14 protein-coding genes are annotated in these 15,637 nt (G+C 59.9%); 7 read left to right on the forward strand and 7 right to left on the reverse strand.

Translation table 11 applies throughout. The annotated features are described in order from the left end of the window. Positions 1–9 precede the first annotated feature (9 nt). Positions 10–1,503, reverse strand: coding sequence for a leucyl aminopeptidase (locus tag PH605_RS09455; protein WP_059753150.1), 1,494 nt, complete (start codon positions 1,501–1,503; stop codon positions 10–12). Positions 1,504–1,801: 298 nt separating this feature from the next. Here PH605_RS09455 and PH605_RS09460 point away from each other — a divergent pair, with 298 nt between their 5' ends. The 7 genes from PH605_RS09460 (at position 1,802) to PH605_RS09490 (ending at position 10,286) form a co-directional block, all read left to right on the forward strand. Beyond that, the gene (locus tag PH605_RS09460; RefSeq protein ID WP_078054092.1) at positions 1,802–2,971 is read left to right on the forward strand and encodes an LptF/LptG family permease; all 1,170 of its coding nucleotides are present in this window, start codon (positions 1,802–1,804) and stop codon (positions 2,969–2,971) included. Continuing rightward, the gene (gene lptG / locus PH605_RS09465; RefSeq protein WP_078054093.1) at positions 2,968–4,056 is read left to right on the forward strand and encodes an LPS export ABC transporter permease LptG; all 1,089 of its coding nucleotides are present in this window, start codon (positions 2,968–2,970) and stop codon (positions 4,054–4,056) included. Before PH605_RS09460 ends, lptG begins: the two co-directional genes overlap by 4 nt. Further along, complete coding sequence (locus tag PH605_RS09470) at positions 4,056–6,437, forward strand: LPS-assembly protein LptD (protein ID WP_142844821.1); 2,382 nt, start codon at positions 4,056–4,058, stop codon at positions 6,435–6,437. Before lptG ends, PH605_RS09470 begins: the two co-directional genes overlap by 1 nt. 298 nt (positions 6,438–6,735) lie before the next feature. Then, positions 6,736–7,683: a SurA N-terminal domain-containing protein gene (locus tag PH605_RS09475; RefSeq protein WP_003520739.1), complete on the forward strand. Its 948-nt coding sequence runs from the start codon at positions 6,736–6,738 to the stop codon at positions 7,681–7,683. Between the two features lie 26 nt (positions 7,684–7,709). Beyond that, a complete protein-coding gene (gene pdxA / locus PH605_RS09480) occupies positions 7,710–8,732 on the forward strand; it encodes a 4-hydroxythreonine-4-phosphate dehydrogenase PdxA (RefSeq protein ID WP_065654809.1) in 1,023 nt (340 codons plus the stop codon). After that, positions 8,732–9,562, forward strand: coding sequence for a 16S rRNA (adenine(1518)-N(6)/adenine(1519)-N(6))-dimethyltransferase RsmA (rsmA, locus tag PH605_RS09485; RefSeq protein WP_080856196.1), 831 nt, complete (start codon positions 8,732–8,734; stop codon positions 9,560–9,562). The genes pdxA and rsmA overlap by 1 nt, the downstream gene beginning before the upstream one ends. A 73-nt stretch (positions 9,563–9,635) precedes the next feature. Continuing rightward, the gene (locus PH605_RS09490; protein ID WP_080856195.1) at positions 9,636–10,286 is read left to right on the forward strand and encodes an alpha/beta hydrolase; all 651 of its coding nucleotides are present in this window, start codon (positions 9,636–9,638) and stop codon (positions 10,284–10,286) included. Positions 10,287–10,318: 32 nt separating this feature from the next. Here the strand turns inward: PH605_RS09490 and vapC are convergent, their stop codons facing one another. From vapC to fabF, 6 genes are all read right to left on the reverse strand, one after another. Next, entirely contained in the window at positions 10,319–10,717 is a 399-nt protein-coding gene (gene vapC / locus PH605_RS09495; protein ID WP_020810687.1) for a type II toxin-antitoxin system tRNA(fMet)-specific endonuclease VapC, read from the reverse strand. Next, entirely contained in the window at positions 10,717–10,950 is a 234-nt protein-coding gene (vapB, locus tag PH605_RS09500) for a type II toxin-antitoxin system VapB family antitoxin (protein ID WP_031233980.1), read from the reverse strand. The genes vapC and vapB overlap by 1 nt, the downstream gene beginning before the upstream one ends. Before the next feature lie 93 nt (positions 10,951–11,043). Then, complete coding sequence (gene gmk / locus PH605_RS09505; protein WP_065654085.1) at positions 11,044–11,706, reverse strand: guanylate kinase; 663 nt, start codon at positions 11,704–11,706, stop codon at positions 11,044–11,046. Between the two features lie 5 nt (positions 11,707–11,711). Further along, a complete protein-coding gene (locus PH605_RS09510) occupies positions 11,712–12,599 on the reverse strand; it encodes a YicC/YloC family endoribonuclease (protein WP_065654810.1) in 888 nt (295 codons plus the stop codon). 68 nt (positions 12,600–12,667) lie between these two features. Continuing rightward, positions 12,668–13,888, reverse strand: coding sequence for an endolytic transglycosylase MltG (mltG, locus tag PH605_RS09515; protein ID WP_065654086.1), 1,221 nt, complete (start codon positions 13,886–13,888; stop codon positions 12,668–12,670). A 329-nt stretch (positions 13,889–14,217) separates the two neighbouring features. Beyond that, entirely contained in the window at positions 14,218–15,480 is a 1,263-nt protein-coding gene (fabF, locus tag PH605_RS09520; protein ID WP_003520727.1) for a beta-ketoacyl-ACP synthase II, read from the reverse strand. Between the last annotated feature and the right edge of the window lie 157 nt (positions 15,481–15,637).

A 15,637-nucleotide genomic window follows, 5' to 3' on the forward strand; every position in this document is an offset into this window, starting at 1 on the left:
CCGCTCGCTTCAATCTTCGTAATGGGCGCGAACGAGTTCGTTCAGCAGCCTGACGCCGTAGCCCGATCCCCATGACTGGTTGATCTCGGTCAGCGGCGACCCCATGGCGGTGCCGGCGATATCGAGATGCGCCCAGGAGGTTTCGCCCACGAAACGCTTGAGGAACTGCGCAGCGGTGACGGAACCCGCCAGACGGCCCGAGCTGTTCTTCATGTCGGCGAATTTGGAATCGATGATCTTGTCGTAATCCTTGCCGAGCGGCATGCGCCACAGTTTTTCGGCCGTCACATCGCCCGCCTGCGTGAGGCGCGCTGCAAGCTCGTCGTCATTGGAGAAAAGACCGGCCTGAAGATTGCCGAGCGCCACCGTGATCGCGCCCGTCAGCGTGGCAAGGTTCACCATGAATTTCGGGTTGAAGCGATCCTTGGTGTACCAGAGCGCGTCGGCCAGAACCAGCCGGCCTTCGGCATCGGTATTAATGATCTCGATGGTCTGGCCGGACATGGAGGTGACGATATCGCCCGGACGCTGGGCATTGCCGTCAGGCATGTTTTCCACGAGGCCGATGACGCCGATCACATTCGCCTTGGCCTTGCGGGCGGCCAGCGCATGCATCAGGCCGGTGACGGCGGCGGCCCCGCCCATGTCGCCTTTCATATCCTCCATATTGAGGCCGGGCTTCAGCGAAATGCCGCCGGTATCGAAAACGACACCCTTGCCGACGAAGGCAATCGGCTCATCCTTCTTGTTGCCCCCGTTCCACTGCATCACCGCGAGTCTGGGCGGGCGCGCCGATCCCTGCGCCACACCGAGAAGCGCATTCATGCCGAGCTTCTTCAGCTCCTTCTCGCCGAGGACTTCCACCTCGACGCCGAGCTTGCGCAGCTCCTCCGCCTTCTCGGCAAATTCGACGGGGCCGAGAGCGTTCGGCGGCAGGTTGACGAGATCGCGCGCCAGGGTAACACCGCCCGCAACGGCCTCGGAGACGGCAAAAGCCTTTTCCGCTTCCTGATGGGCGGCCGTGACGATGACGATCTCCACCTTCTTCGGCGTCTTCTCTTCGTCGGACTTTTTCTTGGTCTTGTAAGCATCGAAGCTATAGGCGCGCAGCAGCAGGCCAAGCGCGAAATCCGCAGCCGCCTGCGCACCGACCTCTACGCCCGGCGCATCGAGATAGATGACGACCCTGTCCGCTTTCTTGAAACTGGCGGCGGCGGTGCCGCCGGCGCGCAGCCAGTCATGGGCGACCAGTTTCGACGGCTTGCCGAGGCCGATGACGAGCAGCCTGTCGGCGGCGGAACCCTGCGGCGCGATCACGTCGAGCGTCGTCATGGATTTTGCGGAAAAGCCCGAAATCTTCGCCGCCCTTTCGATCACACCGCCCGGATCGGCCTCGGAGGCGCCGGCGACGGCCTGCGCCTCACCCGAGGCCTGCAGCACAACGGCGAGCGCGTTTTCAAGCGCGGCGGAATTGGCGAAAGAAATATCGAATTTGGCGGACATGTTTTCCTGCTCTTCTTCTACGACTTGCACGATGCGCATGATCATGGCCTTTTCGGCCCCGGGCGCAACCCCGCATTCTTTAAAGGCCTACAGTCGTTAAAGGAAAGGCATTTTTGTGGAATGCGAAATCGCGTCATGAAACCGACAGCTTGTTCCACAAAAAGACACAGGCGATGGAAAAATCATCGCGCAAAACATATTTGTGAGCACGCCGGAATAGCCAATTGCAAACGATGCGATTAGATAGGCGGAAACTCGGCGAGCGATCGCACGGAAAAACAATGTCGAACAGGGCCGTATGAAGCTTCTCGAGAACTATATCCTGCGGCGGACAACGCAGATGTTTCTGGTCGCGCTGCTGCCGGTGCTGGCCATCATCTGGACCATCCAGGTTCTCCAGAGAATCAATCTCGTCACCGATACCGGCCAGTCGATGGGTTCCTTCATGGCGCTCGCGACGATGATCCTGCCGACGCTGATCCCGGTCGTCCTGCCTTTCGCGCTGGTGATCGGCATCACCCAGATCTTCACGACGATGAACAACGATTCCGAGCTTGCCATCATCGATGCAGCCGGATCGCCCCGTTCGATCATGTATCGCCCGGTTCTCATTCTGGCCGCCATTCTGAGCGCGCTTTCCTTCACCATCACCAATTTCATCGAGCCGCCCGCCCGCAGCTCCGCCCGGCAGATGGTGGCCGCCGCCTATGCCGACCTTCTGTCCTCGGTGATCGAAGAAAAGACTTTCCGTACCATTCAGGACGGTCTTTACGTGCAGATCGCCCAGCGGCAAGGCCGTATCCTCAAGGGCCTGTTCGTCGCCGACCGCCGCGATCCGAATTTCGACCTCATCTATTATGCCAAGGAAGGCATGATCGATGAAAGCGGCACGTCGCTGACCATGCGCGACGGCGAAGTGCAGCAGAAGACGCCGGACGGCAAGGTCTCGATCGTCAAGTTCCTGTCCTATGCCTTCGACCTTTCGACCATGTCGGAAAAGCAGGATTCCGAGCCGTCGCTCTCTCCGGGCGATGCCAGCCTCGGTTTCCTTCTCTCGCCCGACGAGAACAATGCGAGCTACAAGCGCTCACCGGAAGCCTTCCGCAGCGAGCTGCACAAGCGCCTGTCGGACTGGATGTTCGCCTTCTCCTTCGCGCTGATTTCGCTGGTCATCGCCGCCGATGCCCGTTCGCACCGCGAAGCGCGCCTGCATCCGATGGTCGCCGCACTGGTGACGGCCTTCATGCTGCGATGGCTTGGTTTTTACGTCACCAATCAGATCAAGCAGAGCGCGGCCTTCATTCCGCTGGTCTATGCCGTTCCGGGCCTTAGCGGCGGGGCCGCCGCCTTCATTCTGCTGACCGGTCGCAAGCCGAAAATGCCGAAAATCATCGCCGATGCGATGGGTCGTCTGCGCCGTCTCTTCTCCAGCCGGATGGCGAAAAGCTCTGGGAGCGGCAACGCATGATTTTCAACACGCTCTCCCGGTATTTCCTGAAGCGATATCTGATCACCGCCATCTGGTTCCTGCTCGGTGTATCCTCGATCATTTACCTCGCCGACTTCAGCGAAACGGCACGGCGCATGTCGGGCCTGCCCGGCTATTCCGTTCCGGCCGCCCTTGGCCTGACGGCGCTTCGCCTTCCGCTGATCCTGCAACAGACCGTGCCCTTCATCGCGCTTTTCGTCGGCATGACGACGCTGATCTCGCTCAACCGGCGTTACGAACTGGTGGTGACGCGCGCCGCCGGCATTTCCGCCTGGCAGTTCATCCTTCCCTTCGTGCTCGGCGCGGTTTTCATCGGCATCCTGTCGGTCACTATCCTCAACCCCATCGCGGCATGGGGCCAGAACAAATCGCTGGCGATGGAAGCCGGCCTGCGCAACGAAGCGGGCGGCGGCCGCCAGCAGGAGATCATTCCGTGGATGCGCCAGGCAAGCGGGGGCCAGGATACAATCATCGGCGCCAAGAGCTTCGAGGACAATGGAACGCTGCTTCTCGACGTGGTTCTGATCGACATCGACAAGGACGGAAACATCGTCTCCCGTAAGGATGCGAAGTCGGCTAAATTGGAAGATGGTTACTGGCTTCTTAACGGCGTTTCGGAAACGCGCGCCGGGCATGTGCCAGTTCGGCAAGAAAGCACGCGGATCAGTACCAATCTGAGACGGGAATTCGTCCAGGAGCGCATGACGCAGACGGAAACCGTTGCTTTCTTTGACCTTTCTCACAAGATCGAAGTTGCAAAGTCCTTTGGACTATCTTCGAAGGCGCTTGAGACGCAGTATCATTTCCTGCTATCGACGCCCCTGCTTCTGGTCGCGATGACCTTGATCGCCGCGACCGTTTCATTAAAGTTCAGCCGCTTCGCCCAATCGCGCTCCGTGATTCTGGGTGGAATCGTTTCCGGCTTCGTGCTTTATGTAGTAACCGTGCTCGTAAGGGCATTCGGGAGTGGTGGCGTTGTCCCTCCCACCGTCGCGGTCTGGGTTCCAGTCATCGTGGCGTTGGCTTTGGGGGCAACCATTCTGCTTCATCAGGAGGACGGCTAGTGGCGGTATATGACCGCGGGAATATCAGGCGGCTTTGGACGGCCCTTCTGACAGGTGCCGCTGTGTGCGCGTATTTGGCATCCAGCCCGGTCGCTATCGGCCAGGATGGTTTGCTTGCGTCGGCAAGCCAAGACGATTCGAAACTCCTGCTTACAGCAAATGAACTGACCTATAATCGCGATTCCCAGCGTGTGATCGCGAAGGGCGTGGTTCGCATGAAATATTCGGGCTACCGCATGGTGGCCCAGCAAGTGGAATATAACCAGCAGACCGGCCGCGTGATCGCTCATGGCAACATCGAGCTGATCGAGCCGGGCGGCAACAAGATCTATGCCGACGAGATGGACGTGACCGACGATTTCGGTCAGGGCTTCGTCAATGCGCTGCGCGTCGAGACCACGGACAATACCCGTATTGCCGGTGAAAGCGCCGAGCGTCTCGAAGGCGACCTGATGGTGCTCAACAACGGTGTCTACACCGCGTGTCTGCCCTGCGCCGAGCGGCCCGAAAAGGCGCCGCTGTGGCAGGTCAAGGCCGAGCGCGTCGTTCAGGACGGCAAGACCCATACGGTGCGCTTGGAAAAGGCCCGCCTGCAGCTTTTCGGCCATTCGATCGCCTATCTGCCGTTCCTCACGGTTCCGGACAATACGGTGAAGCGTAAATCCGGCTTCCTGTTCCCGCAGATGAGCATTACCGACAATCTCGGTTTCGGTATCGGCGTCCCCTATTTCCACGTTCTGTCCGACACCTCGGACGTGACCGTCACGCCGACCTATTACACGACGCAGGGTCTGCTGCTGCAGGCGGAACTGCGCCAGCGCTTCGAAACCGGCATGCACACGGTCACGATCGCGGGCATCAGCCAGCAGAAGTCCGAAACCTTCACGGCCGGCACCAGCGACGCCCTCAACGACAATCGCGGCATGATCGCAAGCAAGGGTGATTTCTCGATCAACCCGCGCTGGGCGTTCGGCTGGGATGCCATGGTGCAGACCGACAATAACTTTTCGCGCACCTATGGGCTGAAGGGTTATAAAAACGACGTTCAGACCAACCAGATTTATCTGAACGGTGCGAGCGAGCGTAACAGCTTCGAAGCCCGCGGTTATTATTTCAACGTTCAGGATACGGACAATACCGAAGCCAAGGAACGCAAACAGGCAATCGTCCACCCGGTTGTCGACTATCGTTATTTCGTGCCGGATCCGGTTTATGGCGGCGAACTTTCGCTGACCACCAACCTGACGAGCATCACGCGCCTGCGGCAGGATGCTTACGCGCTCGGCGGTTATCCGCGTTTCAGCGGGCTTGAGGGTGACTATACGCGCCTTTCCACCGAAGCCGAGTGGAAGCGCACCTTCACGATGGACAGCGGCCTGCAGATCACGCCGATCCTTGCCGCGCGCGGCGACGCGCTCTGGACGGACATGTCTCCTGCGACCTTCACCTCGGGTGGGACCTCCTATGCCTATGAGGGCATGATGCATGACGGCGCGGCTTTCCGCGGCATGGTCACCGGCGGTCTGGAAGTGCGTTACCCCTGGCTGTTCACCGCGCTCAACAGCAGCCACGTGATTGAGCCAATCGCACAGATTTTCGTGCGCCCGAACGAACAATATGCCGGCCGCCTTCCGAACGAGGATGCACAGGCATTCGTCTTCGACGCGACCAACCTGTTCGAACGCGACAAATTCTCCGGTTTCGACCGGATCGAAGGCGGCACGCGCGCCAATATCGGCTTCCGCTATAACGGTACGTTCGACAATGGCTACGGCGTTCGCGCCATTGCCGGCCAGTCCTTCCATCTGGCGGGCGACAATTCCTTCGCCTCCTACGATCTCGTCAATGCAGGCGCCAATTCGGGCCTCGAATCCGACCGTTCGGATTACGTCGCCATGGCCGCTTTCGATGCGCCGATCGGACTTTCGCTGTCGTCGAGCCTGCGTCTCGACAAGGACGATTTCGACATCAACCGCTCGGAAACCGGTATCAGCTATTCGGACCGTCGCCTTACCGGCAAGCTCAGCTATACGCAGGTCAAGGCGCAGCCGAAATACGGCTATAACGAAGACCGCGATATCATCCAGGCGTCCGGTTCGCTGCGCATGGACGACAACTGGTCGCTGTTCGGTTCGATCAATTACGATCTCAACGGGAAGTTTGCCGCCGAACGCCGCATCGGCATTGCCTATCAGGATGAGTGCACGATCCTGACGGTCAGCTATTCCGACGAAGGCAATATCAATTCCAGCCGTCAGGCCGCCAATGACTGGTCAATCAATGCCCGTCTGGCCTTCCGTACGCTCGGCGATATCAGCGTCGGTTCAGCCAATGAGGACTGGAACGATATGGATATTGGCTGGAAGCCAAACAACTACTGAGTTTAGAGGCAGGTTACGCAGCATCGTGACCTGCCTTTTTACCATTTGGCCAGTAAAGCCACGGTTTCGCCGCAACAACACGCCAATGTCCGGCCGCGCATGGAACCTATCGGGTTTTCTTTCAACAAACCGACACATTGCCGTCTTGCGGATCGCGATGATATATACGTGGCAAATTCGCGGTGCGGATGCACAGTTGCAGGTCTGAAAAGCGGGACAATTCAATATTCCCCTCATCAGGCAAAACAGATTGGCGGGACAGGGCAACAGGACCCTGCCCGACGAAAGGGAGAAGGATATGATGAATTTCGGAAAGACGGCTTTGCGTGGCGCTGCTTTCGCCTTTGCGATATTCGCCGTTCCCATGGCCGTTGTGCCCTATGCCGGCCAGGCCTTCGCCGATAGCACCGTCAAGATCGTCGTCAACAAGACACCCATCACCAATGACGATATTGCCAAGCGCGTCGCCTTCCTCAAGCTGCAGCGCCAGTCCGGTAATCTCAATGAAAAGGCGCGTGAGCAGCTTGTCGACGAGGCGCTGAAGCGCGAGGAAATCGGCCGCGTTAAGATGTCGGTCAGCACCGACGATGTCGATGCGGCCTTCGCACGCTTTGCCGGCAACAACAAGATGACCCCGCAGCAATTGACGAAGGTGCTTGCGCAGGCGGGTGTCGGCGCCGATCATTTCAAGGCCTTCATCGCCGTTCAGATGAGCTGGCCGCGCCTTGTCAACGCCCGTTATGGCGCACGCGGCAAGATGTCGACGCAGGATCTCGTTACCCGACTGAAGGAACGCGGCGACAAGCCCGTCACCACGGAATATTTCCTGCAGCAGGTCATCTTCGTCATCCCGGAATCGAAACGCAACGCCATTACCGGCAAGCGCAAGGCCGAGGCTGAGGCCTCGCGCAAGCGTTATCCCGGCTGCGACCAGGCCATGAGCTTCGCCGCGACCATGCGTGATGTGGCGATCAAGGACCTTGGCCGCATTCTGGCGCCGGAGCTGCCGGAAGACTGGAAGGCGCTGGTGGAGAAGACCAAGGAAGGCGGCACCACCGGCACCCGCGTCACCGAAAAGGGCGTCGAATATCTGGCCATTTGCAAGCAGCGCCAGGTTTCCGACGATTATGCAGCGGAAATGGTGTTCAAGTCCGAAGACCTGATGAAGGCCAAGGACGGCGAAAACCCGAACGAAAAGAAATATATGGATGAGCTGCGCAAGAAGGCGCAGATCGTCAACACCTGATATTGATACGAGAGCCGGGTCTTTCCGTGACATATGCATCCCTGCCGCTTGCCCTGACACAGGGAGATCCAGCCGGTATCGGCCCCGACATCGCCATCACCGCCTGGGCTAAGCGCCGGGAGAACGGCGTGCCGCCCTTCATCTTCATCGGCGATCCCGATGTGGTGGCGAGCCGCGCGGCGCTGATCGGCGTGCCGGTCAATATCGAGACCTGTGATGCGGAAAGCGCCGTCGGCCTGTTCGAACAGGCGTTCCCCATCCTCCCCCTTCCTGTCGGCTTCGAAGTGCAGGCGGGTCAGCCGCATGTCGGAGCGGCGCACGCGACGATCAAGGCCATCGAGACCGCCGTTTCCCTCACGGTCGAGGGCAAGGCTGCGGCCGTCGTCACCAATCCGATCGCGAAATCGGTGCTATACGACGCGGGTTTCGGCTTCCCCGGCCATACGGAGTTTCTCGCCGATCTTGCCCTGCGCCAGACCGGCGAGCACATCATCCCGGTGATGATGATTGCCGGCCCCAAGGTCCGTGTCGTCCCGGTGACGATCCATATCCCCGTGAAAGACGTGCCGGCCGCTCTCACCGAAGAGTTGATCGTCACGACCTGCCGGATCATCGATGCCGATCTCCGGCAGAAATTCGGCATCGAGGCGCCGCGTCTGGCGGTTGCCGGCCTCAACCCGCATGCGGGTGAAGATGGCGCACTCGGCACTGAGGATCGTGATATCGTTCACCCGGCGACCATGCGGTTGCGGAAGGACGGGATCGATGCCTTCGGCCCCCTGCCCGCCGACACCATGTTCCACGATGCCGCCCGCAAGCGATATGACGTGGCGGTGTGCATGTATCACGATCAGGCGCTGATTCCGGCCAAGGCGCTCGGCTTCGACGATTCCGTCAATGTCACGCTCGGCCTGCCCTTCATCCGCACCTCGCCCGACCATGGCACCGCCTTCGGCATTGCCGGCCAGGGCATAGCCAATGAGGCGAGCCTCGTGGCGGCGCTGAAGATGGCGGCGGAGATTTCCCTCCGCAGCCGGGCCAACGCATAATGGCGGCCATCGACGGACTGCCGCCGCTGCGCGATGTCATCCAGCGCCACGGGCTCGACGCGAAGAAGTCGCTCGGCCAGAACTTCCTGTTCGACCTCAACCTCACCCAGAAGATCGCAAGGACAGCAGGGCCGCTAGACGGCGTGACGGTGATAGAGGTCGGCCCCGGTCCCGGCGGCCTCACCCGCGCCATTCTGTCGCTCGGGGCAAAAAAGGTCATCGCCGTCGAACGCGACAGCCGCTGCCTGCCGGTGCTGGCGGAAATCGAAGCCCATTATCCCGGACGGCTCGAGGTCATCGAGGGCGACGCCCTCAAAACCGATTTCGAGGCTCTGGTTCCCGCCGGCGAACCGGTGCGGATCATCGCCAACCTGCCCTACAATGTCGGCACGCAATTGCTGGTCAACTGGCTGCTGCCGAAACAATGGCCGCCCTTCTGGCTCTCCATGACGCTGATGTTCCAGAAGGAAGTCGGCCAGCGCATCGTGGCCGAAGAAGGCGATAACCATTATGGCCGGCTCGGGGTTCTCGCCGGCTGGCGCACGGTTTCCGAAATGGCCTTCGACGTTCCGCCACAGGCCTTCAGCCCGCCGCCGAAGGTAACCTCCACGGTCGTGCACCTGCTGCCGAAGGACAAGCCGCTGCCTTGCGATGTCGCCAAGCTTGAAAAGGTGACGGAAGCCGCCTTCGGCCAGCGCCGCAAGATGCTGCGCCAGAGCGTGAAAAGCCTTGGCGGCGAAACGCTTCTGGAAAGAGCGGGGATCGACCCCACACGGCGAGCGGAAACGCTGTCGGTGGAGGAATTCGTCACTTTGGCGAACTGCCTGTAAATCCGTCGTGGAATGTGCCATTCCGAGTAGCGGGACACGCGTTCGTGGAGGCTGCGAATAAAGGAAGAAGTGCGTGGAGAGTGCCGGTTTTCATTACAAGCTCGACATTCCCGCTGAAACGCCCGACTGCGCGGTTGTCTTGCTGCATGGATCGGGACGAACGGAAGACGACCTCATTTCTTTTGGCCGTTCCGTCTTTCCTAACGGTGTCTTATACGCGCCGAGAGGCGCCGTTCCCTGGGAAAATGGATTCGCGTTTTTCCGCCGAAAGCCCGACAGAAAGCTTGATATTGACGACCTCAAACATCGAGCGACCAGCCTCTGCCAGTTCATCGACTTTGTATTTCATGAGACCGGGCAGAGACCCCTTGTCGTTGGATATTCGAACGGCGCGATCATAGCGACTGAAACCATATGCTTGAATCGGAATTTGTCGAGGGGAGCCATTCTGCTTCGCCCGCTTTCTCCAAGAACGGATCAGGCTCTCCCAAACCTCTCAGGATACCCCATACTCCTGCTCGCCGGCGCCTACGACGAAAGGCGTCACCCCACCGACGCGCCGCATTTGGCCAACCAACTGGCATCGGCCGGTGCGGATGTTGTTCTGCAGACAGTTGAGACAGGCCACGGCTGGGCTGAAGATTCCGCAGACGAGCGGCTATCTCGCCAATGGGCGGCAAATGAACCTATCGCCCAGAGAACAGCAGCCTCTTCCATCGGTTAGCCGAACGTTTTGGAGCAGGGCGAGGCCGAGGACTAAACCCAGTTTTCAACTCGCAAACCAGGCATCCGGACAAACTCGCGCATATTATTGGTTACGACGATCAGCCCCTCGCTACGGGCATGACCACCAATCTGCATATCATGAACGCCGCACGGGGTTCCAGCCTTGGCAAGTTCGGCCCTGATCTGGCCGTAATGTGCGGCGCCTTTGTCGGCGAAGGGCAGAACGTCCAAACGCGCGGTAAAATTTTCAATGGCGTTGATGTTTTCCTGACGCCGGACTGATTTTTCAGCACCATAATAAAGCTCGCCAAGTGTGATGCTCGAAATACACAGTTGATCTGCCAGGGCGTTGAATTTCTCCCGCAGCTCCGGAGGATAAGTCTTCATCACATAGATGCATATATTGGTATCGAGCATATATGTGAGCATCAGAAGGGCTCGCGCTCATCCAATGCAGGCTCTTCGCGAACGGAAAGAAAATCATCCGTTGCACGAGGGCCGGTCAGAAAAAGGTCGTCCCAGCGCTTTCCCTGCGGCACTATAACACGCGCAAGACCGATCTTCAGAACATCGACCTTATGCACGTCATCAGGAAAAGCCACGGCCTTCGGTAGCCTTACAGCTTGACTGCGATTGCTTATAAAAACCGTTGACGTAGCCATTGTCAGAGCCTCGTATATCCTATTGGGATATACATAACGCCTAACCGCTTCGATTTCAAGATTTTGGGGCCGGTAGCCAGACGCTGCCTTCCATCAGAGCTTCGGCTCTTCCTCGAGCAACCCCCGCACGAAATCGAACATGCCGTGGCGGCGGTCGCGGCGGACGCGTTCGGCCTTCACGATGGCTTCGACGGCCTCGAAGGCGGCCTGCAGGTCGTCATTGAGGATGACATAGTCGTAGTCGCGCCAGTGTTCGATCTCGGCACGGGAATTGAGGAGCCGGGTCTTGATGACCTCTTCGGTGTCTTCGGCGCGGCGATGCAGGCGCGATTGAAGTTCGGTCATGGTCGGCGGCAGGATGAAGATCGAAACGACGTCCGCCTTCATCTTGTCCTGAAGCTGCTCGGCGCCCTGCCAGTCGATATCGAACAGCATGTCGCGGCCAGCAGCCATGGCGTCTTCCACCGGCCCACGCGGCGTGCCGTAAAAATTGCCGTGAACCTCTGCCCATTCCAGCAGCGCATCGCTATCCCGCAGGCGCTCGAATTCACGCGTGGAAATGAAATGGTAGTGGATGCCGTCAATCTCGCTCTGGCGGCGCGGGCGCGTCGTGACGCTGACGGACAGGCCGATATTCTTGTCCTTGTCGAGCAGGTTGCGCGCAATCGTCGATTTGCCCGCGCCCGATGGCGAAGAAATCACCAGCATCAACCCTCTGCGGGCAATCGTGACGGGAGAATTATTCACCGGGACCATGGGGTCTACTCCAGATTTTGGACCTGCTCGCGGAACTGGTCGATCACCACTTTCAGCTCTATGCCTGCTGCGGTTACCGCACTGGCGTTCGATTTGGAACAGATTGTATTCGACTCGCGGTTAAATTCCTGTGCAAGAAAATCGAGCTTGCGTCCTACCGGTCCGCCATTGGCCAAAAGCTCCCGCGACGCCTGAACATGGGCGTGCAGCCGGTCGATCTCTTCGCGCAGATCCGCCTTGGTGGCGAGCAGCGCCGCCTCGGCATGCAGCCGGTCACGGTCGAGACCATGCAAGCCGTCGCCGATGAGGGCGATCTGCTGGGCGAGCCGTGCCGCGATCTGTTCCGGTTGGCGGGAAGGATCGCCTTCAATGATGTCCGCGAGCTGCTCGATCCGGTTGACATGACCGGACAGGATGGCAAACAGCGACGCCCCTTCCCGTTCGCGCATATCCTTCAGCTTCTCGACGGCGGCGGCGAAGCCGGCAAGAACATCGCCATTGCGTGCGGCCTGCGCTTCCGCATCGTCTTCCGCCTCGCGAAAATCGACGAGCCCGCGCAGCGTAAGCAGCGTGTCGAAGCTCAGCGGCTTGTCTTCCACGACATCGCCAAGCTCCTTCTTCAGCGCCAGAACCGCCGCCAGAGCATCGCGGTTGATCACCGCCTCCAGCCGGTTTTCCGCAATCGCCAGCGTCAGGCCCGCCTGGATATTGCCGCGGGAAAGATGCTCACCTGCGATTTCGCGCAGGGCCGTTTCCAGCGCTTCAAGACCGGTCGGCAGACGCAGGCGCACATCGAGCCCCTTGCCGTTCACCGAGCGCAATTCCCACGCCCAGCGGTAACGGCCGGAGGTTCCTTCGCTGCGTGCGAAGCCGGTCATCGATTGCAATGTCATATCTGGAAGCCCCCCGTCATGCTGTGCAAAACCGGGCCCGTGCGGATCGCAGGGCCCGGTCAGGATTTTCAATTGTTGGCCGGCTTTTCCGCCTCGGCCCCGCCCGGCTGGCCATCCACGACAACCTCGGGATTGGCGCCGGAGGCCGCCTTTTCGGCCTCTATCTTGCGCCAGCGGCGCACATTGGCGTTATGTTCTTCAAGCGTCTTTGCAAACACATGGCCGCCGGTGCCATCGGCAACGAAATAAAGGTCATCCGTGCGCCATGGATTGGCCACGGCCTCAAGCGCCGCCCGGCCCGGATTGGCGATGGGCGACGGCGGCAGGCCCTTGATGACATAGGTGTTGAACGGCGTCTGCTTCTGCAGGTCCGATTGATAGATCGGGCGGTCCGACGGTTTGCCGTCGCCACCGAACAGGCCATAGATGATCGTCGGGTCAGATTGCAGGCGCATGCCCTTCTTCAGACGGTTGTAGAACACCGAAGCGACATGGGCGCGCTCATCATCCTTGCCGGTTTCCTTCTCGACAATCGAGGCAAGCGTCACGAATTCCTCGATGGTCTTGATCGGAAGGTCCGGATCGCGCCGTTCCCAGATCATATTGATCAGCTTGTCCTGCGCCGCGCTCATCTGGTTGATGATTTCTTCGCGCTTGGTGCCGCGGGTGAAACGGTAGGTATCGGGGCGCAGGCTTCCTTCCGGCGGCAGGGCCGAGGGCAATTCGCCATCCAGCACTTCATCCGCCCCAAGGCGCGCGAACATCTGCTTCACGGTCAGGCCTTCCGGCAGCGACACGGAATAAAGGATCGACTTGCCGGACTCCAGCAGCATCATGATGTCCTTCATCGATGCGCCGGCCTTGATCTCATATTCGCCGGCCTTCAGCGTCTGGTCCTTTTGCAGGTAGCTGCCGGTCATCAGGCGGAAGACACGGGCGTTGGAGATGACCTCGTTACGCTCGAGATTATTGGCGATCTCGATAATACCGGCGCCGTTGCGCACCGTGAAATGCGTGTTCGTCTGAAGCGGACCGGGCTCCTGAAACGCATCGATCATGTAATAGAAAGCGGCAATGGCCAGCACACAGACGGCAACCGCGAGCGTCATCAGAAAATTCAGAAAGATCACAAGCTGGCCATGGGCCTTGCGGGAGCGCTTGGGCGGAGCCGGCACTTTTTCCGGCCGCAGGGCTTCCGTCGGGGATTTCGGAATGATCGGGCCACGATTGCCTTCGCCCGCGCCGTTCTGTCCGTATTGTCCCTGGCTGTTCTGGTTCGTGTCGCTCACCGTCGGTCCTTTTCAGTTCGGCGTTGTCAGCGCTTTTTGCGCAGGTAATGCGGCAAAAACAGGTTCGGAATGTCTTCCTGCACCACATAGAGATATCGTGAAGCCTTGCTATTCCGCTTCACGAACATCGTTTCGGACAAAGCCGATGGAGGAAGCAGCTTGCGGCCGGAAATTACCCCGAACCGGCAAACGCTTCCCATAAACGACTACAATATCGGCGCGAAAACCGGAATGGCTTTCGCAAGCCGCAATGCGTTCTTCAAAGGAAAGAACGTCCTTTGTTAGCACCCGGTGGGAGGGCGCCAGCGGCGGCAGAGCCGCCGCCGCAATTATGCTTCGTAACGACGCAGCACGAGGGAGGCGTTGGTGCCGCCGAAGCCGAAGGAGTTCGAGAGCGCCACATCGACCTGCCGCTTGCGCGCCTTGTGCGGCACGAGATCGATCTTCGTCTCCACATCGGGATTGTCGAGGTTCAGCGTCGGCGGAACGATGTTATCGCGGATCGCAAGCGTCGCGAAGATTGCCTCGATAGCGCCTGCCGCACCGAGAAGATGGCCGGTGGCCGACTTGGTGGAAGACATGGAAATCTTCGAGGCCGATTCGCCGACAAGCCGCTCGACCGCGCCAAGCTCGATCGTATCGGCCATGGTCGAGGTGCCATGGGCGTTGATGTAGTCGATATCGTCAGGCGTGAGACCTGCACGCTTCAGCGCCATCGACATGCACCGATAGGCGCCTTCACCGTCCTCGGACGGTGCGGTGATGTGATAGGCATCGCCCGAAAGGCCGTAACCAACGACTTCCGCATAAATCTTCGCACCGCGCGCCTTGGCATGTTCCAGCTCTTCCAGAACGACGATGCCCGCACCTTCACCCATGACGAAACCGTCACGGTCGCGATCATAGGGGCGCGAGGCCTTTTCCGGATTGTCATTGTGCTGGGTGGAGAGCGCCTTGCAGGCGGCGAAGCCGGCAAGCGCGATGCGGCAGACCGGCGATTCGGCGCCACCGGCGACCATGACGTCGGCATCGCCGAGCGCGATCAGACGGGCGGCGTCGCCAATGGCGTGCGCGCCGGTCGAGCAGGCCGTCACCACGGCATGGTTCGGTCCGCGCAGCTTGTGGCGGATGGAAACCTGGCCGGATACGAGGTTGATCAGGCGGCCGGGAATGAAGAATGGCGAAATGCGCCGCGGGCCCTTGTCGCGCAGCGTATAGCCCGCCTCGACAATGCCCTCAAGGCCACCGATGCCGGAGCCGATCAGAACGCCGGTGGCGATCTGGTCCTCGTCCGTTTCCGGATGCCAGTCCGCGTCGGCAAGCGCCATGTCGGCGGCAGCCATGCCGTACAGGATGAAAGGATCGATCTTGCGCTGTTCCTTGGGTTCCATCCAGTCGTCGGCATTGAAGGTGCCGTTGGAACCATCGCCCACGGGAATACGGCAGGCGATCTTTGCCGGAAGGTCTTCGACTTCGAATTCAGTCACGAGACGGGCGCCGTTCTGGCCGGCCAGCAGCCGCTCCCAGGTCACTTCCGTCCCACATCCAAGAGGAGATACCATGCCGGTACCGGTGATAACGACACGCCTCATCGCCAATGCTCCGCCCTTATCCAAATCATCGGTCTTCATGCAACGCCGGACATCAGGAGATGTTCATCGGATGTTGCAGTATTCAAATCTCGGCACGAAGGTTGTGGGCGCCGTTTCCGGCCCTTGACCCCATGCATTGCCCGGAACACGCACCGTC

The sequence above is a fragment of the Agrobacterium sp. CFBP 3001 genome, from assembly GCF_027871605.1.
Lineage (GTDB): Bacteria > Pseudomonadota > Alphaproteobacteria > Rhizobiales > Rhizobiaceae > Agrobacterium > Agrobacterium leguminum.